This window comes from Allopontixanthobacter confluentis (assembly GCF_009827615.1).
Taxonomy (GTDB): domain Bacteria; phylum Pseudomonadota; class Alphaproteobacteria; order Sphingomonadales; family Sphingomonadaceae; genus Allopontixanthobacter; species Allopontixanthobacter confluentis.
Genome location: NZ_WTYU01000002.1, coordinates 1,002,747 through 1,021,909 on the forward strand (window position 1 = coordinate 1,002,747; position 19,163 = coordinate 1,021,909).

Below are 19,163 nucleotides of genomic sequence, written 5' to 3' on the forward strand. Positions count from 1 at the left end.
GATCACACCTTGAAGGGGGGGATCAGCTCTATTTCCCGGGAGAGCACATCAACAAATTCCCCGACGTGCTCATAGTCACCGTGGACGTCCCCTGAAGCATGACCTGTCAGCGCCCGAGTTATCGCTGGGTCGAAGCGGTAGCGGACGGCCTGGCTGATGAAATGATGTCGCCAAGCATGGTTTGGCATAACCCCTACAATTCCGACTGAACGAACCCACTCTGCGAGCTTGGAACCAAGGCGATTCGCCTGTCGGTTGATGGCATTGTCGCTCCGCCGCTTAGCCGGATTGTAGAACAAGGGCCCATCAGAACGCTCTTCCACAAACTTAAGGAAACCTTGAGCCCGCAGGTGGCTGTGTAGGGGCACCAGTCTGGACTCCTTGTTCTTCACTGTTCCGGCCTCAGGTGTAATGCGCATTACCCAGACGCCATCTTGCTCGAATATATCCTGCTTTCTCAGCTGAGTGATTTCGTTCACTCGCGCACCCGAATAAGCCATAATCCAAGGGCACCATCTCTTCGCATTGCGGAGATCTTCTTTCTCATTTGAGGTTGGAGGCTGCAGAGAGGCTCGGAGGATTGTAAGCGCCTCCTCGCTAGTGAACCCCTTGCCCCTGGTCCGCGGTGCCTTGGGCAGCTTCACTTTTGCCACTTCCAGCATTGGATTGGCGGGGATTATCGCATCTCCCTTCGCCCAAGCAAAAACAGCGTTAACCGCGCCCAGATAACTGCCATTGATTGTCTTCGCCGAGAAGCGCTTACCCTTGTAGGTTGCATGATCCCGAAGGTGATTGCGCCAGGCCACAAGGTCATCGTGCTGCATCGCTAGGATATTATCTGTCCCTACGAAGTCGACCAAATGCTTGATATATCGACGCCACTGCGCAACCGTCTTGAGGCTTCTACCTGGCACGGCTGCATAGCGTTCGTAAATATCAAAAATACTGATAGCAATTTTGTCAATCTGAGCGGCCTTAGCAGGTCGCTTTGCAATTAGCGGTGTCGGTACCGAATTGCCTTTCAGTCTCTCGAGGGTGCCTTCGCTCGCTGCAATTTGGGCATCATGGATGGCACTGCAAAGTGCTACGTGTGAGGGTGAGTTCTGGTCAAGGCGAAACCCTTCCACCTCAGCTAAACTTGCCGCCTCATAACCCCATATCCCAATGATCCCCTCAATGTCGCCAACGGCCCGCATCTCTCGCCATTCGGTCAGGTCCTCGAGGGTGACCGCAGCGAGCGTTTGGGCTCTCTGCTTCTTTCGATCCGCTGGCTCAGGTAGGAGCCGAACTTCTGCATCGATCTCTAGGCCCTCGTTGACCACGTGAGATGCGAGATAAGCAATTGTTTCGGCATCGAGCTGATCGAAGGTGCCGCTGGCCCGCTTACGAGCCTGGTCGACGATCTCGCCCCACATCCGCTCTGCCTCTTCATAGCGGGCTCTTGCTACCGGATGGTTCATACTGGAGGCCTTAAGGGAAACCTTCAGTTCCTTACGGCCAGAACCAGAGGGGCTCTTGCTCGGAATGAACGGCACGAGCTCCTGTGGGAACCGTCTACGGTATGTAAGGAGGCCACTCTTTTTGTCGCGCCGAAGGTAGTCCAATTTCAGTTCCATCTATCGATCCTGTGTACGAGTGTGTGTACGACAAGAGCGTTTACAAATGGCCGAAAACCTGAAACTTTTCTTATTTCAGGGGCTTAGGGAGTGTATGGTGCCCAGAAGAGGCATCGCACTAATGCCTTAAGATTCTGAAATTACTCATGAAATTTTCTTAGCTTCTTCAATGAGCCCGCAATTAAGCCCCCGAACGGCGACTACTGCATTGGTTTGATGCCTTTTTTGGGACTCGAAAATTCGAAAAGGCATGCGACTCGCTGGTCGCCTCTACCGCCATTCTGGTTTGCTGAATTCTACTCCTCGTCCTCTTCATATGCAGCCTTGATTTCATTATATCCAAGATACTGAGCCAGCGACCAGCGTTGGGCAGCAAACTTCTTATACCGAGCTTCATTTCGGTCGTTGATCTCCCGGTAAAGCTCAAGATAGAAGTTTTTGAGACGCTTCTTGTCCTGACGTTTCTTGATAGATTTTTGGGCTGCGCTCACAGCCTCTTTAACATGCTGAAGATCGGTACCTGCCTCACCGTTTAAACCCTCGAGGTAACGAGTGCTTTTTGCTTCGAGATCATCACAATCCCCCTGAATGTTGAGCCTAAGCTCCAACAACACAAAATTCCCCAAACGCCTGCGCTCATGTTTATCGACGGGGCGAACGTTCTGCCCCTCTTCCGCGCGGTTCCGAGTGGCCCAAAGGTGCTCGATCGAAAGATAGTCGTTCGATTTGCCCTCCTTCCGAGCTTTCAAAATTCGGTCTATTCTGATGGTCTTGTTGGGCTGCAAATGTTGCTCATAGTTCATGAGGAAATACCGCAAACCATTCCATTGATAAAAATCATCCATTTCGCCTTCGCGAAGCATGAATGAGCCTAGAAATTCGCTTTCAGGAGCGTTCCAAAAAATGAATTCTAGCAATTGGATCTCGAGCGCCTTGTCTTCCGAATCTACGCCCTCGATTTCCGCCGATACATCCAAATTTTCAATGAGCCTGTCGTGATAATACGCTGAAGCGTACCTAAACAATTCAGCTTGGCCGCTATCGTTTCTGCTCGTCATATTCCGAGCGATATAAACCCTGAAATTCAGGGTTTCGAGGAGCCTCAGCAAGCGCTCCAGGTTACCGTCTAGAGCGTGATTTTTCACCACAAGAGCTAAGAAAAGTGGCATTATCGAAGCTTGGCGATCTTGCCCTCTAATTTGATCGAGGACCTGAACAAGCTCGGCACTCAGGCCTTGATGCACTTGGCCGTAAAGCCGAGCGTACCAATGCGAGGCATTTTTCAGGAATTCCACAAAGCTCATAATCGCTTTAACCGCGGCGTTTCGCGAATCGTCGGTCCTAATCGCTTGATCTAGCACCAGCAATTTCTTGAGCTCGATGTAGCCATGCTGGCTATCGGTTTTACTCAACCCGAAATGGACTGCCATGCAATAACGCAAAAACGAATTCTCATCTGAGTCTGCAGTTTTGTTAGCTGCATGAAGGTAGTTCAGAATATCAGACCAGTCTGAATCGATATTCTCCCGAAGCTTAGCAGCATCTAATTTCACACTGCAGTAAATGAGATAGTTCTTGATTTTCTCAAGTTCGCTCAGGTCCTTGCCCCGATTGTTTATGACCTCAAACATCACGCCAGTCTCGGCGTCTTCCTTGGGAGCAAAAACAATGAACCCCATGTCGCTTTCTAAGGTGAGAAGGATTTTCTCAATCGCCGTCTTGCTTTTAATCCGTTTCTGAACCCATTTCCTGATTATCTTCCAAGCTTTGACCAGCCTATCATGTGACTCAAGTCTGCTTGGCTCACTGCTTTTCGGCCGGTCATCCAAGATGACATTTTCGAAGAATCGTCGTGTATCCGAATTCAGGGTCAGAACATGCTCAGCGGAACCAAGTTTCCCCCTTCTGATGTAAAGGCCTTCAATCCGGGACTTTTCGTTTTTGGGGAGTTCATCAAATATGGCCTTTGCTAATATCACCAAGGTTGTGAGCCGTTGCTGTCCGTCGACGACGTTGAAACGATCAGGTCGACCTTCATGGCTCAGGACTAGCGTGCCGGTGTAATGCTTCTGAGATATTCCATCATCGATAAGGTGATCGAGATCCTGCAAAAGATCCTGAACCTGCTTTTCGTCCCAGGCATAACCTCTTTGGTAATCCGGAATAACGAAATAATTATCAGCGAAAATCTCTGGCATCGTCAAAAGTTGAGCGCCAAAATTCTTAATTTCCATTGTGTTGCTTTCGCTGATCAATTTCTAATGTGTGTGCTCAGTCGCTGCTATGATCGCACTGTGCAAGCGATTACGTTCTTGAAGTTCCATGAGAATCTTCTCTAGAAGCGTTTGGGATGAGGGCGGGATATCGGGCTCGAAGCCAATCCATCCACTCGGTTCGCGGTTCGGTAGTCAGAAATCGGAAAGCGTCCGCGGTATTGATCGATTTGAAGCGGTCGCGAAAATTCCCCTCCAATAGAGATGCAAATACCTCAAAAACATCATCACCAAGCGCACCAAAATTGCCCTTTACTTTGTGCAAGTCAAAGTTGCCGTTCGGCGAGATGTGAAGGAGTGTTGCCCGGCTGTAAGGGCTTAATGGGTCCGTTTCTGCATGATATGCTGTCATCTGTTGTCGCAGCAGCTGATACCAAGGTTCAAGAAAGAATTCCGTCAGCTCGACGTCAAGGTCGGCACGAATGGGGCCGTGCGGCCGCTGCCAGATGTTCTGGTAGCGGGCGATCCGGGTCGGATCTCCAGCTAAAGATTTGGGATCGCGCTTCGACGCATAGCTTTCCGTGTATTTCCATTCGATCAGAAGCAGGTGAAGCTCATCGCCGATGCGATAGCGCACCGCTGCATCAACGGATGTTGAATTGCTTCCGCGGTTCCCCTTTCCATTCTTTCCAGCTTCATTGAGATAATCGGTTTCGGGAAACCATTCGAAGGCGACGTAATGATCCTCACCATTGCGGCGTTCGATAACTTCAGGTTGCGCACCTTCGACACCCAAAACGTGATCGATCCAGCGAGCCAGCAGGTTGGGTTGATCGACGAAGGGGAAAAGGAAATTGACGCAGCACACCTGCGACGAGGCGCCGTGATTGGCATGAGTGTGCCATCCGATCGACTGGGTATCTTTGTCAGAATAAGAGAAGCTATCGACAATCCGTTGCCGATAGTCCGGGTGGAAATTTGCCGCCCAGCTCTCCGGCATCAATCGGACTGCCTGACCGCGATAGCCGGTAACGGCTTCATCGCAGCTCGCAAAAAACTGCTCTTGCTGACGGTACTGCTGCTTGGCGAAATGAGCCAAGGGCTTAGCGGGTTTATCGTCTTCGTTTTCCATCCGGCTAATCTATGCTCCTTGTACGTCAGTTTCGGACGCATCATCTGGCGCTTTTTCAATCGCTGTTTGCGCTGCTTCTAGCTGCTCTGCCATCACGGTTTTCAGTTCATCAGGACCCTCGATGATAAGATCGCCGGCCCATGTGAAAAGATGGTTGGCGAGTTCGAGCAGCCCCCCTGAGGTAAAGGTTATCCGTATTCCGCTGTCGGCAAGTTCGGTCAGCTCTTGCTTAGGATGGAATCTCCAGGATTTTGCTCGCTCAGCAGCTTCGGGCAAAATGCGAAGACGCACTTGATGGGTTTGTTCGCGAAACATGCCGAAACTGTCGGCCAGCCATTCATCGAGATCGAAGTTTTCCGGCGCAGCGCCAGCAACTTCCGACACCAGTGCGTTCTCAATCCGGTCGAGCCGATAGGTCACCAATCCATAGCCACCCTTGGGAAAAGCCCCAACGAGATAGCTAACGCTGCCATGCAGAATGCCGTGCGGGATTACCCTGCGCCATACCGTCTCATCCTCACCCTCGCGCTGATAATCAAACTCAAGGCACTGGCCGGCGAAGATCGCCTGAGACGCTGCCGCCAAGGTTTCAGACGCCACCCTTGCCACGGCGCCTGGTCCAACCAGCGTCCTTTGCAAACGGGCGAGTTCGGCAAAGTCACGATCGACGCGGCGCTTTTCCATGCCGTCGAAACTGGCGCGAAGCTTCACCAGAAGCGCATCGAGCAATTCTGCCCGGGGAGACTGCGCCTTGGTCGCTGCAAGCACTTCGGCTTGAAGTGCCGCCAATTCGGCAGCGTTCGGACGGACGTAATGGCGGCGAAGCGAGTCACGGATCAGGAAGCGCTTGCGTCTGCCATCTTCGATTTCGTCGAGGTCAAAATGAAAGGCGATCGTATCGCGGGCCCGCTCGGCAGACCGGCGCTGCTGTCCAAGAACCTCCGCCATCTCGTCCAGCGTCAATCCCTCAACGCTGTCGGCAAGTGCCCTCACCAAGGTAAGGACCCGGTCGAGCGGCGCTTTGCGGCGTTCGGCCATTGCTCCTAGCCCCCGGCCAATTTGCGATAGATTTCGACCATCGCGAGCGTATCCCGCTCGCAATAGGCAATCAGGCCAGCCGCCAGTTCGGCGCGCCGTTCGTCCGGGCAATCGGGATCGGTTGCTTCGATATAGGCAAGTTGCGCATCCCCGCCATCAGCGACCTGCAGATCGCCATAGTCCAGCTCGGGCAGAAGCGTGGGAAGCACCGCCTTGATCGAGAAACTGCCCCGCTGGTCGCGGTGATAGTAATTGTTCTTGGCGACGGGGAGCAGATCGACCGTTCGCTCGGCGAGCGACAGAAGCGCATCGCGGTGACAGGGCACCACCTCCGCCAGCAAGCGCAAACAGCGCCGCTCAAACCCTGCGTTCCAGGCAATGACGGCGCCCTCACCCGGGAGACCTGAGAGCGCCTCGGCAATGGCCTCGCGGGGATCCTCACCTGAAAGATCGAGCGCCTCGATTTGGTCCAGCTCGCCGTCTGCTTGTTCAACATGCGCGGAAAACTGAAACGGGACTTGGCCATAGGGGGTGGTGCCCACCCAGCGCGGGATAGCGAAGCCGATGGTTTCGAAGTCGAGCCAGATACGGGGAAAAGCCCATTCGGCGGTAGCCTTCCTGACCCCTGCGGCATCGAGATAGACTTCGCCTGTGCGGACTGCGTCTTTAATCCTCGTGTGAAGGGGATTGAGACCCGCGTCTTCGGGAAGCTCAGCGATCTCGAAGATATCGGCGTCAGCCCACTTCTCGGCAAGACGTGCGCCGGTGTTGGGCAGCTCACCAATAGGCCACGCAGGGCCGGCGGGCTCGAAACTCGAGCAGTGACCTGAGAATTCACAGGAGAACGGCGCACTGCAATGCTTGCCGGTTGCGCAAACGGGTTCTTCACCCGCGAGCATCTGGCGGATTTCTTCGACCATGGCGTCCCGCGTTGCGGCGATCCCAGAAATATCGCTCAGCAGTGAGGCGTCACTGAAGATGCCGGTGTAATCGCCGGGCGACTCAAGCACGAAACTGGTATCGATGTGGCGGATTGAAGCGCTTGCAATGGCGACGCCGCAATTTGCGATTACCCAATATTGGGTCGCAAGATCGCCAATGTGATACGGCTTGGCGCTACCTGAACTTTTCACTTCATAGATGTGCCACACGAGCCCAGCCGCAGAGCGCTCGGGGACCAGAATATCGACCCGCACAAGCACGCCTTCATGCTCGAAGGTGGCTTCGAAAATTGGTCGGTCGGCAGCGGCAACCAGTTCGGTTGTACGGGCGAGCGCAGCTTGTAGATCAGGTTCCGCTTCGACCATGATGCCATGTTCGACTTGGGCGCAGGCGAGGTCACCTACCGCATGCCCTGCTGCAAAACTCATCTGCGTCGATGCATCGACTTCCGAGCGCTCCCGCGCGTGGACCTGTTGCCACAAGCGTCGCGGGCATTGCTCGAAAGCACTGATCCGTGATTTGGAGAGCCCGGGTCGGCGAACTTGAGATGCAGCCTCGGTCATCAAGCGCGTGAAATCATGATGCTGTGCGGCAAATCGCCAAAAGCGTGAGCGATATCTTCGAACGCGTCACCGGCATTTTCGATGATGATGTCGATCGCGGTCAGTGGTGGCTCTGATATAGCACCATACGTCATGCCCGCGAATTTCTCGGCCTCGTCTTTGGCCCTTGCGGGAAGGCGCGAGCGACGGTTCATCCCGCCTAATTCATTCATGAGTTCCTTGGAATACCAGGCACCTGACGTTGCGATCCCAACCTCGCTCTCGGGCGAAGCTTCGCAAACCCCCAGCCAGAATTCGCGATCGAGATCGTCTGCGTGTTCCACCAGATGGGCAACAAGCCAAAGCGGGTTCTCAAAAAGCTGGGCGGGATACCGAGCGCTGGCCTTGGTGATCCCGCTGCCTCGCTGGCGAACCGGCAGCAAAATGATCGGGCCTTCATCGTCACCGACTTCCATGGCGTGCTTGCTCCTCAATCGTTCTGTTGGAGCAACCTCTAAGACCGATCCCCGACAAAAACGGACATAGTAAGCTTGTTGCCTGATAAGCAATGGAAAAGTTGGTGTCTGGCTTGATGCGAACGAAATCGACTTGAGTGAGTATTCAATCGCGTAATCAGAAGCCGATCGGACGGACAACCGGCCCGCGCGCTTCCGCCTCTTCGCGCAGCCATTTTGCCAGGACAGGCGCTTCCTTGACGGCGAGCAGGTTGGCCCGCGCAGCAACTACGGCGAAGTCACCTGGGGTCTGGTCAAGAGGCGGAGCCAGCTCCACCGGATACTCGATGGAGAAATAGCGCTCGAAAAGATCAAGGGCGCGCTGCGCATCGAGAGTTTGGAATGCGACGCGCAGGGTAAACCGGCGCTGCGAAGCGGGATCGAGTATTGCTGCGTGATTGGTAGTCGCCACGAAAGGATACCGCAGCCCTTCCATTTGCCGAAGCATCTCGTTGACCATGCTGCGTTCCCAGCTCCTGCCGGCTTCTGCACGATTGGCAAGAAAGTCGTCGGCCTCATCGATGAGCAACATAGCGCCAGACCGCGCGGCCTCATGAAACGCCTCGGCCATGAGCTGTTCGGTGCCTCCGACAAAGGGATTGAGAAGGTCAGAGCCCCGCTTCTCAATCACCTCCATCCCCAGCTGATCAGCGAGATGCCTTGCAAAGGCGCTTTTGCCGGTTCCCGATGGCCCCGACAGGAGCAGGCTCCAACCGAGCTTGCCTGCCCGATTCAATTGACAGCCGAGAGCAGCGAGGTCGACGTCGGCAACCGAGAGCGCCGGGTCATAGACTTTGTGAAACCGGTAGGGTGATGGTCGCCGTCCCGAGACCGCCGAGACGAGCTCGTTGCCTATAGCGAGAACTTCGCAGTCTGAGCCTCCAGCCCGCTTGGCACCCCTGACCGCAGATGCGAGTATCGCCGGAGCTGCTGGCAAACTGGCAAGCTGCGCGACTGTGTCGTCCGACAGCTTGAGCCGCTGCTTGCGAATGTGCCTGCGGACTATGCGTTCGCGGACCGATTGAGAAGGTTTCGGGAATTCGATGGCAAGATCCATTCGCCGGACGATCGATTCCTCTAGTCGGCGAGGTTCGTTGATGATCCAGATTGTCGGGCGTGCGCCACTCTCGACAAGGTTGTTAAGCCAGAGCTTCGAGCGGTGCCCGCGTTCTTCTGGGTCAAGGAGGAGAACATCGTCAGCCTCGTCCATCACGATCAAATGCTTCTGATCCCCGCGCGTAATGGCGCGCAGCGTCATGAGATGGGCCAGTCGTTCTCGTCTGTGCGGCTCCCTGCCGCTATCATCAGCTTCACCGGCAAACAGTGCGTGCGCACCGGCCCGCGAGGCCAGGAGCCGAGCAAACTCTGTTTTGCCCGTGCCGGGCGGCCCGTAGAGAAGAATTGAGACGGCCTCGCCGCTGGAAACAAGCTTCTCGGCAATCTCCCGGGGGACGCCCAAGTGATCGAAATCCATCCAAAGCAATGAAGAGCGCGAGGATCGCGGCATCAGGGTGCGGACAAGCTGCGCCTTGCTCCTCGCTCCGGAACGGGCAATGCGAAGAAGATAATTGGCTGCCGAAAATTCCCCGTCAGGGTCCCGGTCGACCAGCCCACCGACGCAGATTGGTGCCGATATATGGAGCCGTCGATCAACGGCGTTAGGCGTAGCGCCAACGATGGGGGCCATTGCGGCTGGAGTCAGGTGGCATCCCCGATTACCCGGCAAGACATCGAGCAGCTCCTGCCATTCTTCAAACAGATTGACCCGTGCGAACAGCGAGACAATCGCTTGATCAAGACTGTCCAGGCCGAGCAGCTCACCAAGCCAGCCAATGATCTTGTCGAGCTCAGATTTGCGTACATGCCCCGCACTAATACGACACGCGCTAGCGAGTTCCTTGATTAGTGCCGGTCGATCAGACGGTTTGATATCTGCTGCATCAACATCGGGCAGATCGGCATCGTCGATCTTCACTCGTGAGAAAACACTGAGCAGCCCTTCGCCATGACGGTTCAGCATTAAAGGGGAAAGGCGGCTCACAGCGTCTGCCCAGGCGAGTCGGAAACGGATCGCTTCGCCGTCGCTGGATGCGGCGGGCTGATGCATCCCGTGGGAGTAATTGTTTCTGCTGCGGAGCGCTTTACGATTTCTCATACCGATTGGTATAAAAGGCTGCCGCGTCAAATCCGGACATATCAACGGCCAGACTGGTGACGCTTTTGAAATCATTAGTTTTCAGCGAATACTCAATGCTACCAGCGAAAGGATCGTATTGTTCGCGTCCCGGTGACTTCGGCGCGGGAGATGGGCAGAGGCGAAGTGATGTTAACCCGCAACCGAACTTTCAGGCCAAGCTTTTGGGCCCGCCTCTTCCGTCTTCAAAGCTGGAAGCTGGTAATGAACGGCTCGGTGCGCGACCGCCTTTCGTGCTTTTCAGACGGCGCTTTCGATTTGGCCTGTCTCGAGATCAACGCCGTTTCGACTGCCAAGGGTCTGCTCTGGCATACCGTCGAAATCCGGACCACTGAGGAAACTCACCGCTTTTCAGGCCTCGGGGCAACTGGCGCCGCGGAGATCGCCTCAGAGATACTGACATTCATCAATCGATACCTCTCCACTCTCATTGAGCAAAACACGGGCCAATTAGCGACTGTTGATGAGCGGATCCGCGAGATTACGGAACGCAGTAGGCAATATCTGGCACACGCTGACATTGCGCAGGCGATATCCCAAGTTCCAGGTGAAGCTTCCAAGGCACTCTCCCATCCCTTGTTTGAACCGGCGCTCTTGCCAGGATCCCTCCAAAAACATCTACCAAAGTCGTTCGAATTCCTGACCGATCCGGGCGTCAGGCGTGAGTACAACGAAAGTTTCGTCGTGACTGAGCTGGAGAGGTTCAGTTCATTTTTTGATGATCTCGGAGGGTTTTGCCTATCCCAGGAGCAACGAGAAGCCTGCATCCGCCTCGAAGACAATAATTTGCTTGTGGCGTCTGCGGGATCAGGAAAATCGGCGACCATGGTCGGCAAGGTCTCTTACGCCCTTGAGAAAGACCTTTACGAACCAGAGCAAATCCTCGTGTTGGCCTTCAACCGCAGCGCCGCTGTAGAACTCAAAGAACGTATCGCGCGCCAGCTGCAGGTCGATGAGGAAGATCTTAGATGTCAGGTGACCACCTTTCACGCACTTGGCCGGGGGATTATTGAGAAGACGGAGGGCAAACCTCCTCAGCTGGCGAACTGGGTCGAGCACCCGGCCGGAGAAGCACGTTTCATCGATCAGCTGATCAAAGAGCTGATGGCGAATGATGCGGATTTTGAGCGCCTATGGATCGATCTGCTCACGATCTTCCAGAAGGCGGACCTCCCCGTCGAAAGTTTTGATTCAGAAGACGATTACCGACGGTACATCGCGGACCGGATCGACAAGAGTTCAGCCACCGTCGGAACCCTGGCAGGCGTGTTCGTGAAGTCCTTGCAGGAAAAGCGCATTGCTGACTGGTTGTGGGTAAATTCTATCCAGTTCGATTACGAGCGGCAGATATCCGTAAGCGATGCCGACGGGACTATCCGCCACGTCCACCCTGACTTCTATTATCCGCAATCCGAGACATTCCACGAACACTTCGCAATAAATGCGGATGGCTCATCGCCATTTGCGAACTACGCTTCACATACACGCGAGAAGCGGCTGGCCTATGGCAGGGACGGTCTCGATTTTTTCGAGACGACATCAGCGCAGGCTGCGGACGACACGCTTATTGCTCATCTGGAGAAAGAGCTCGTCAAGCGAGAGATCCCGCTCGAAAGGCGCAGCACCGATGATATCTTAGAAGCGCTCGAGCCGGTGGTGATCAAGCATTACCACAAGCTGATCGCAGTATGCATCAAGCACATCCGCGCCAGCGACCTCACCCTGGATATGTTGCTCGAACGCGCGAAGAGCCTTCACGATAGGGCGCGCGCCACCCGGTTTGCCGAAACTGTCTGGAAGATCTCACAAGCCTATTCTCAAAAGCTCGATGAGGAAGGGCGTATTGATTTCGATTCCATGATCGGCGATGCCGTGCACCTGGTTGAGGGTGGGAGGTACAAGAGCCCCTACTCGCTGATCCTGGTCGACGAATTTCAGGACATCTCGGATCCGCGCGCCAACCTCATTAAGGCGCTCAAGCATCAACGGCCCTTCAGCAAGGTCTTCGCAGTCGGGGACGACTGGCAATCTATCTATCGATTTGCTGGCTCGGACATCACTATTTTCACGCAATTTGAAGCGAACTTCGGACCGTGCTGGCAAGGCCGGCTCGAGCAGACGTATCGTTGTAACCAGCTAATAGCCGAGACCGCTGCAAAATTCGTGCAGCGTAACCCGGAGCAGATCAGGAAGACTGTGCGTTCGACACGCCCAGCAATCGCGCGCTCGATCAGGGTCGTTCCAGTCAAGGTCGAATGGAAAAAGCCCAGCTTCGACCATGCCTGCCGCGCCCTGCTTGCGCGTCTCGATGCATTCCTCGAAGGCATCTCAGAACAATGGCGAAAAGAACCAGGGCACCAGCTCAAAGTTTTGGTTCTGTGGCGATACAACCACCTCGATCCCTTCAAGGGCCATAAGCCGGACTACGCCAACATCGAGATCAACGGAATGTCCTTCCATCGCGCAAAGGGCTTGGAAGCGGACTACACGATTCTCCTCGACGTGAGCGAAGGGGACTATGGTGTGCCAAGCCGCATCGAAGACGACGAACTTCTAAACCTGGTGATCCCGCGACCGGAGACTTATTCGTATGCTGAGGAGCGACGACTATTTTACGTCGCGCTCACGCGAGCGAGCCGCGGAACGTTCCTCCTAGCGAATGATCGTAAGCCCTCGCGCTACATTCGCGAGCTATGCGAGATAGCAGGCGAGAACGTCCGGTTTGAAACGGTTGACGGAGAAGAACTCGACCAATGCCCATCCTGTCTCGTGGGGCAGATGGTCGAACGACAGGGGCCGAATGAATCGACTTTCTTTGGCTGCAACCAATATCCCAATTGCCGGAATACCAGGCAAACGACTGGAAACGCAGTTCGTCGCTCGCCCGGGAACTCTAGCTGGTCAAAAGCTGCACGCGCTTGATCAATTGAGCTTTCGCCGCATCGATTGTGGCCGGGTTTGTTTTCGACGAACATTGCGCTGCCGTTTTTTTGCCTAGGAAATAGGCAATCCGCTCGGCATTGGCGCCGCTAGGATGAGGAAGCCCCGTGAGCACCCTGTCCGCATCGATCAATCCGCAGTCTGCCAAATGCAGCATGGCCGCCGACACCTTTGGGCCAAGAGGAACGATCAGGGCATTCGGTAGCTTAGCCAACTCCTTGCCAGTGTAGTCCTCCAAGGTTGAGCGCAAGACAGAAGTCCGGACCATGTCTGGCGTTCCAGACCAGTTCTTACCGTCCACGAAAACCGGATAGCGAAGCGCAGACGTGAAGTGCACGTGATGTGTATTTCCGGCCCACAGGCTTGCCGTTGAACCAATGCCAAGCCAGCGCGCGACGCCGATCGCATCCAACATCGCGATGAGGTTGCCGCGCATGGGCTCACCAGAAAAGCTTGCGTGAGTTTTTGCGATCCGTGCCGCGTCGCTCGCCGAACTATCATTCCGTAATGCATCGCGTGCGGCGACAAGCGCATTTACTGCTTGAAAGCGACCGGGCGTCATTCCCACGATAACCACTCGAGCACCCTGGTTCACATGATCGAACGGGGCATAGATCATGCTTAGCTCGCGCTGGCCAACCTGCTCTCTGAACATTTGGAGTGACGAAACATGATCTGGATTGCGCAATTCTTCGTCACCAAGGCTGAGTAGCGTCGGGACGAATTTCTCAAATATTTGTAGTGGCATGCGGCGGCATTAGCCGAAAGGCGCTGGCTGGACTAGCGGCGAACAGTCGCTCAACGGCATGCGTGTCGTAGCGTGGCGAGACCAAAGAAGCTTAAGAGACCTGCGGCCCCAGGAACGCAAAGTGCGAAAGACAAGATTTTGACTATTGATATGTGGTCGATCCGTCTGCTCTGATTGTGCAGCTTTAACGCGAAAGGTCCACAGCGGATGCCAACCAAGCAGAAGTTCTCACTTTCCATCGCAAAGCTCGATAGCTTGGATTTGTGCGATTATTATCAAGCAGATGTCCGCCCTGCGCTGCTCGAGGCCTGCGAAGGCGCAACCAAGAAGCGCCTTACAATGCGCGATGCTTTGCCATTTCTCCAACACCCTCTGAATGTCCGACAACTACTGGTCCCTGTAGCTCGCGTTGCTCAGGCTGACACCGATGTGAGGGAACGCCTGACAGGTTTCATCAACGACTGTGCCAGGAAGGCGCTGGAGAGTTTCGAGAAGTCTTTTCCAACTGATGAAAGACCCCGGAGAGCAATCGTAGCAACCGCGGATTATATGTCAGGATATATCGATGAGAAGGTGTGGACACAGATCTATAAGGACGGTCTCGCCGCTTGGGCGGGCTGGTTCGCGCCAAAGGGATTCTACGCAAGCGCCGAATGGGCTGCCATAAACTACTCAAGCTGGCACTATCCGAGGGTGCGCGGGACGAGCTGGTCCATCTGGTCGGAATGGGCTTCCCTCAACCTGCTCGCATATTTAGGTAAAGACTATCGGCAGCGTGAGAACCCCGACGAGATCGACGAGGATAACCCGCCGGAACACGGATGGGCAGTCGAACGTCTTGCTTTGTGGTTGGAAACGAACGCTCCTGAACCATTGCCGCTGCCAAATCCGCCCGGCCGGGCGGAAGCAACAGAGAAGCAGGCATTATGCACTGCTGAATTCGTTGAAGAGTATTACATGCAGTGGCCCACCTTTGCGGCGTTTCCGACGGGATTGATGAAAATTGGCAAGGTCCAATTGGAACGTAACGCTGGGATCGAGATCCCCGAAGGGGTCATGAGTATCGCAACGATCGATGTCTCCGATCACCCTGCTTTGACTCTACCCGGCAGCTTGAGAAAAGTGGGCGAAATAGACGCTTCGTACGATGGATATGTCGAACTTCCAGACGGCGTTGAAACTGTTGATAGCATCCGCCTCTACCTCGATTCTGTCGTGCATCTTCCAGACTCGATTGCCTTCGTCGGTAACCTCAACACAGAGGTCGAGTCCCACATCGATGACGTTGGAGTGGATGACGAAGAAGAGTTTTGGGAGGGCGTGGAAACGCAGGAAAAAGAGGGAGTGAAAGACTATCCATTCTACGATTCGTTCGTTTCCTACAAAGGGCGCTGCTTCATAAGGAGGAGAGAGAACCTGCGCTTCGAATGAGCGCTCCTATAATGGTTGCGCTGCGGGCTCTCTTGCGGGCTCAACCATTAAAAGGCAATTTTTTCGGTTTTCGGATCAAATCGTTAGCTCGCCGACGGGATAGCTTTTTCGGGCATCAAATCGCGGGAGCATTGCGAGGCAGTATCGGTCATGCGAAGCTTAGCTTTGATCGCTAAAAACCAGATATCTGTCTGCAGGAAGCAACTCAACAATGCGTTGCTAATTAGAGGGACAACGCTTCGTACTTTGCCATTTTCTACCGGACCCTCCTAGTCGGTATGGGCACGCGCTTTTCCTCTCGATCAAAAGCCCCAAAAGTGATTGCAGTCGACTGGTTCAAGGTTCGGACTGCGCAGGCGACGGTCGGCCTCCTGCTGCGCGCGGCTAATGGCGCAGCTGTTTGCGCGTTCCAGTATTTGCGAGTTGGTCGCGTCGCTGCGCTCGCCATAGCGCCGCAAGGCTGGATTAAAGCGTTCTGGCCAAGCGAAGGGATTGCTGACAGTTGTGACACCAACTACCTTGTGCTGGCCGCAAACTGCGGCAAGTTCAGGCGGCGCATCGAAAGGTTCCGTGTACCAGCCGGTTTCAGCCAAAAGGCCCACCCGAACGCTACCCATCGTAGTCGGCTCGTACCGTGAGCCGAATGCCAGATAACCTAGCTTATCGATTTCCAAAGCGATGCCGTAGGGAAACTGCACCAGTGGATCGTTATGACCCTCGCGGTCCAGGAAAAAGCAGCCGTCGCGCAAAACGATGGCATGCTCGCTTCCGAGGGAAAGGACATCTCCCGCCGGCTCGTCATCCTGCGGGAACGCTCTGATATAATACGAAAGCTCTGGCGGGACCGCAGGACGAACGAGTTCCGGCTCCACATTAGCCGGATCCGGCGGCCATTGCTTGTCGAGGTCGAAGAAGGGTGCAGATAGCGGCGCTTCCAGTATGGTGAGGCGGCCCGTGCTTTCCTGTGATGCGCCATTCGGGATTGGGGCCGGCTCCACACATGCGGCGGTGTCATTTCCAACTTCGGTGATGATCGTTCCATTCTCGTCGAACGCACAGAGCGGTTGCTCAGGCATTGTTTGCGAACAGGCAGTGGCGGCGGTACCGGCGAGCAACAGCGGGGCGAGGTTCTTCATCGCGATTGCTCACCCGTCAGTACATGGCCGCCACCTGCGATAATGAGTTCTCCGTTCGGGCCCACGAGGTAGTGCGGGTCCGAACGCATGAGGTCTGCAAGCGCATCGTCGAGAACAACATACTCGGCTGGGCATAGCTGCTCGGTACTGGAAATTTCATTACCAACAATTATGCGCCTGTCATCAATCGCATAAGTCCCGAACAAAGTGGCGCATGAAGCCAGGCCTTGCCATGTGTCTTGGCCGAACCGCAGGTGCCTGTCTGTCGGGCTGGCACTAGCCGTTTCACCGTTGATAGCGCGGATGACCCAGCGCGTGTTAGCCAGCGCCTGATCTGGCGGCTCTGCAACCGGAATACGCATGGGAGCGGGTGAACGGATTTGCTCTATCTGCTTGTCCATACGGGCTAGTTCGATCACATGGTCGCGCGAGCGCAGGCGCAATGTCTCCCCGGACAGGCGCGTGTGCGGATTGGCGTGGAACAGCTCGGCAATCGCCGCTTCCCATTCATCCATGCGGCCCGGGCACCTCATGGCATCGCCGCCCCAGCTATGCACCGCGATGCGCCCATCGGCATATAGCGCGGTGCCGCCAAAGGCGTTGCAGCCGATCGAGCCCCCGGCCGCATCGCGCGATATCACCAGATAGGGTGCCGGGTTGGCTGCCGGCAAGGTTTCCCCGTCAATAGCCTCGATAAGCCAATGTCCCTCGATCTCGGCCATCGCAGGCACAGTTTGAGCCGAACTATCAGCAGATGTGTCACTCGTCTTTTCCGCGGAAGGCAGATTGCAGGCCAACAGGCCCACAACGAACAGGAGAACCGTGTAATTCATCGCAGCAGCGGCTTCAGGACGACGTCGCCACCGGGGAGCGGCACGCTGTAGTCAGGATCGACGGGACACGTGCTCACGCAGATGACGTCGGGGAATAAGTTGGCATTGATCCAGCGTACTACCTCGCCGACAGCTAATTCGGTAACAGGAGAACCGTCCTGCAAATTGCCAGGGCAGGCGATCGCACTCGCGCCCCAGACGTCGTTGCCAAGGTTGGTCTGCCGTGAGACAGGCGTGCAGCCATCGAAATAGGCTGTTACGCCTCCATAGCCATTCGGATTGCCGAAATTGGTGGTGCCGTCATAATCGAGCCACAGGCGGGTTGGGTCGGTCAGCTTGCGGTCGCCGATACGGGTTATGAAATAGCGCCGTACGGTGGGATTACCGAAAATGTCGGAAGGGCGCGACGGGGCAATTTCCGTCAAGCGCCCATCAATTGTTAAGGCCAGGGCGCGCGCGTCCTCGATCGGGGTTCCGGCAAATTGCGCCGCGCCCAATACATCGGCGTCCTTAATGGCCTCGACCAGCTTGCCGTCTTCGATCCGCATCAGGGGCAAGGTCATCTGCACGATCCGGGTGTCGGCGGAAGGCGGATTGCCTTCCATGAGGCTGCGCGCAAGATAGCCGGTGCGGCTTGCCAGCAACAGCACTTCGGCACCCGGTTCCGGGGTGATGACCAGCGAGCGGCTCTTGTCTTCCTGCGACGGCATTCTCACGATGAGCAAGTCGCCAGTGCGATTTCCGCCGCGCCAGCGCTCGCGCACGCGGTACAGGTAATCAAGCGACAGCCCGTCGCCGCGATCGGCCGGTCGGATGCCTTCGAGCTCCGCGCGTACGACGATGGGCGCGATAGCAAAGTTTTCCGCCAAGCTGAGCATGGCTTCGCTTGGCGCGGGCAAAAGCCCGGCCGCTTGCGCCTGCGCGTAATGCCAGGCCGAGATCCCCGCGAAAGACAAGGCGCGAGGGTCGGCGGGGCCCTCCACGCCTGGCAATCCTTCGCCGCCGATACCAATGGCCCGCAACGCCAGACCGCTGCGTTGTTCCGGCGTCATTCGCGCGGCGACTTCGGCGAGTTCGACCGACCACGGATGCGGATCGATTGCCACGGCGTCGGGCGCAAGTCCAGGGAAGCGCGCGGCCGGGACCAGTGTTGCGCGTTGCGCACCAATCCGCACAGCGATGCGCGTTTCGACAGGTTCGGCAATCATGGTCACGCCAGCGCCAATTTTCGCCATGCGATCTCCAAGTGAGCGCACACGGCAAGGCTCGCTAAGACGGTAATAGGAACCGCCAACTCGTACTTCGCCGTCGCGGTCGCCAAACCAGCCATTAGCTGCGAAGCTGCAGTTTGCGGCCTTGACGCTGTATTCAGGACCAAAGGACACGCGCGTCAGTTCGTCCCCTCGGTAAGGCCGGCCACGGGAGTCGGCCAGCAGCCAGTCACCGCGGATAAAATCATCGCGCGGAATAGTGGCAGCAGTATCGACCTTCTCGAACATCCAGACGTCATTGCCACGCTCGACCCTGACGGTAGCAGCGGTAAGCTTGACGATCCGCACCTCCTCCCCGTCAAACGGCGCAATAGCATCTACCTCGCGGCAGTTGAGCGGAGCGCCACCCATGGGTTCAACGCCGTAGCGATCATCGCCAAGATCGCTAAGCTGCCCCTGCGAGAACGTGCATCCTGCTCCCCATGAAAACATTGGGCTCCAGATGGTCAGCCGGTAATCTTGCGATATGCCCGGCCCCGATAGTGGTTGCCATTCTCCATAAAGTGCTTTGACCGCATCGGTCATCGGCGCAAGTTGGCCGGGAGGCGGCGGGACAGGTATGGACCCTGCAGTTCCGCTGGTCGGTTCCGACAAACTGTTGCACCCTGTCAG

13 protein-coding genes are annotated in these 19,163 nt (G+C 55.8%); 2 read left to right on the plus strand and 11 right to left on the minus strand.

Features of this window, described 5'->3' with window-relative positions:
• Positions 1-2 precede the first annotated feature (2 nt).
• The 7 genes from GRI44_RS13110 to GRI44_RS13140 form a co-directional block, all read right to left on the minus strand.
• Positions 3-1,616, minus strand: coding sequence for a tyrosine-type recombinase/integrase (locus tag GRI44_RS13110; protein ID WP_160602183.1), 1,614 nt, complete (start codon positions 1,614-1,616; stop codon positions 3-5).
• Between the two features lie 296 nt (positions 1,617-1,912).
• Positions 1,913-3,850: a DUF262 domain-containing protein gene (locus GRI44_RS13115; RefSeq protein WP_160602184.1), complete on the minus strand. Its 1,938-nt coding sequence runs from the start codon at positions 3,848-3,850 to the stop codon at positions 1,913-1,915.
• Between the two features lie 70 nt (positions 3,851-3,920).
• Positions 3,921-4,961 carry a PGN_0703 family putative restriction endonuclease gene (locus GRI44_RS13120; RefSeq protein WP_160602185.1) on the minus strand — a complete coding sequence of 347 codons (1,041 nt, stop codon included), beginning with the start codon at positions 4,959-4,961 and terminating at the stop codon, positions 3,921-3,923.
• Positions 4,962-4,970: 9 nt separating this feature from the next.
• Positions 4,971-5,999, minus strand: coding sequence for a helix-turn-helix transcriptional regulator (locus GRI44_RS13125; RefSeq protein ID WP_160602186.1), 1,029 nt, complete (start codon positions 5,997-5,999; stop codon positions 4,971-4,973).
• 5 nt (positions 6,000-6,004) lie between these two features.
• Positions 6,005-7,504 (minus strand): DUF2779 domain-containing protein, encoded by a 1,500-nt coding sequence (locus tag GRI44_RS13130; protein WP_160602187.1) that lies wholly within the window; start codon positions 7,502-7,504, stop codon positions 6,005-6,007.
• A complete protein-coding gene (locus GRI44_RS13135; RefSeq protein ID WP_160602188.1) occupies positions 7,504-7,959 on the minus strand; it encodes a hypothetical protein in 456 nt (151 codons plus the stop codon). The genes GRI44_RS13130 and GRI44_RS13135 overlap by 1 nt, the downstream gene beginning before the upstream one ends.
• A 157-nt stretch (positions 7,960-8,116) precedes the next feature.
• Positions 8,117-10,153, minus strand: a complete 2,037-nt coding sequence (locus GRI44_RS13140; protein WP_160602189.1) for an AAA family ATPase — start codon at positions 10,151-10,153, stop codon at positions 8,117-8,119.
• A 243-nt stretch (positions 10,154-10,396) separates the two neighbouring features.
• On the opposite strand from GRI44_RS13140, the gene GRI44_RS13145 reads away from it, so the two are divergent.
• Positions 10,397-13,114, plus strand: a complete 2,718-nt coding sequence (locus GRI44_RS13145) for a UvrD-helicase domain-containing protein (RefSeq protein ID WP_232843143.1) — start codon at positions 10,397-10,399, stop codon at positions 13,112-13,114.
• Here the strand turns inward: GRI44_RS13145 and GRI44_RS13150 are convergent.
• Positions 13,086-13,880, minus strand: coding sequence for a hypothetical protein (locus tag GRI44_RS13150; RefSeq protein WP_160602191.1), 795 nt, complete (start codon positions 13,878-13,880; stop codon positions 13,086-13,088). The two genes, GRI44_RS13145 and GRI44_RS13150, sit on opposite strands and share 29 nt — an antisense overlap.
• A gap of 207 nt (positions 13,881-14,087) precedes the next feature.
• Between GRI44_RS13150 and GRI44_RS13155 the strand changes: the two genes are divergently transcribed.
• Entirely contained in the window at positions 14,088-15,311 is a 1,224-nt protein-coding gene (locus GRI44_RS13155; protein WP_160602192.1) for a hypothetical protein, read from the plus strand.
• A 302-nt stretch (positions 15,312-15,613) separates the two neighbouring features.
• Here GRI44_RS13155 and GRI44_RS13160 read toward each other — a convergent pair whose 3' ends face one another.
• Genes GRI44_RS13160 through GRI44_RS13170 form a run of 3 tightly spaced genes read right to left on the minus strand, consistent with a single transcriptional unit; the run spans position 15,614 to position 19,076 of the window.
• A complete protein-coding gene (locus tag GRI44_RS13160; protein ID WP_160602193.1) occupies positions 15,614-16,447 on the minus strand; it encodes a hypothetical protein in 834 nt (277 codons plus the stop codon).
• Positions 16,444-17,280 carry an META domain-containing protein gene (locus GRI44_RS13165; RefSeq protein WP_160602194.1) on the minus strand — a complete coding sequence of 279 codons (837 nt, stop codon included), beginning with the start codon at positions 17,278-17,280 and terminating at the stop codon, positions 16,444-16,446. Before GRI44_RS13165 ends, GRI44_RS13160 begins: the two co-directional genes overlap by 4 nt.
• Positions 17,277-19,076 (minus strand): hypothetical protein, encoded by a 1,800-nt coding sequence (locus GRI44_RS13170; RefSeq protein ID WP_160602195.1) that lies wholly within the window; start codon positions 19,074-19,076, stop codon positions 17,277-17,279. The genes GRI44_RS13165 and GRI44_RS13170 overlap by 4 nt, the downstream gene beginning before the upstream one ends.
• Positions 19,077-19,163: the final 87 nt, after the last annotated feature.

Excerpts from the sequence above, each read along its gene's own strand:
- GRI44_RS13165 (WP_160602194.1), bottom strand. The coding sequence starts at position 17,280 with ATGAATTACACGGTTCTCCTGTTCGTTGTGGGCCTGTTGGCCTGCAAT.
- GRI44_RS13130 (WP_160602187.1), bottom strand. The coding sequence starts at position 7,504 with ATGACCGAGGCTGCATCTCAAGTTCGCCGACCCGGGCTCTCCAAATCA.
- GRI44_RS13160 (WP_160602193.1), bottom strand. The coding sequence starts at position 16,447 with ATGAAGAACCTCGCCCCGCTGTTGCTCGCCGGTACCGCCGCCACTGCC.
- GRI44_RS13135 (WP_160602188.1), bottom strand. The coding sequence starts at position 7,959 with ATGGAAGTCGGTGACGATGAAGGCCCGATCATTTTGCTGCCGGTTCGC.
- GRI44_RS13110 (WP_160602183.1), bottom strand. The coding sequence starts at position 1,616 with ATGGAACTGAAATTGGACTACCTTCGGCGCGACAAAAAGAGTGGCCTC.
- GRI44_RS13125 (WP_160602186.1), bottom strand. The coding sequence starts at position 5,999 with ATGGCCGAACGCCGCAAAGCGCCGCTCGACCGGGTCCTTACCTTGGTG.
- GRI44_RS13115 (WP_160602184.1), bottom strand. The coding sequence starts at position 3,850 with ATGGAAATTAAGAATTTTGGCGCTCAACTTTTGACGATGCCAGAGATT.
- GRI44_RS13140 (WP_160602189.1), bottom strand. The coding sequence starts at position 10,153 with ATGAGAAATCGTAAAGCGCTCCGCAGCAGAAACAATTACTCCCACGGG.
- GRI44_RS13170 (WP_160602195.1), bottom strand. The coding sequence starts at position 19,076 with ATGACCGATGCGGTCAAAGCACTTTATGGAGAATGGCAACCACTATCG.
- GRI44_RS13155 (WP_160602192.1), top strand. The coding sequence starts at position 14,088 with ATGCCAACCAAGCAGAAGTTCTCACTTTCCATCGCAAAGCTCGATAGC.
- GRI44_RS13150 (WP_160602191.1), bottom strand. The coding sequence starts at position 13,880 with ATGCCACTACAAATATTTGAGAAATTCGTCCCGACGCTACTCAGCCTT.
- GRI44_RS13145 (WP_232843143.1), top strand. The coding sequence starts at position 10,397 with ATGAACGGCTCGGTGCGCGACCGCCTTTCGTGCTTTTCAGACGGCGCT.
- GRI44_RS13120 (WP_160602185.1), bottom strand. The coding sequence starts at position 4,961 with ATGGAAAACGAAGACGATAAACCCGCTAAGCCCTTGGCTCATTTCGCC.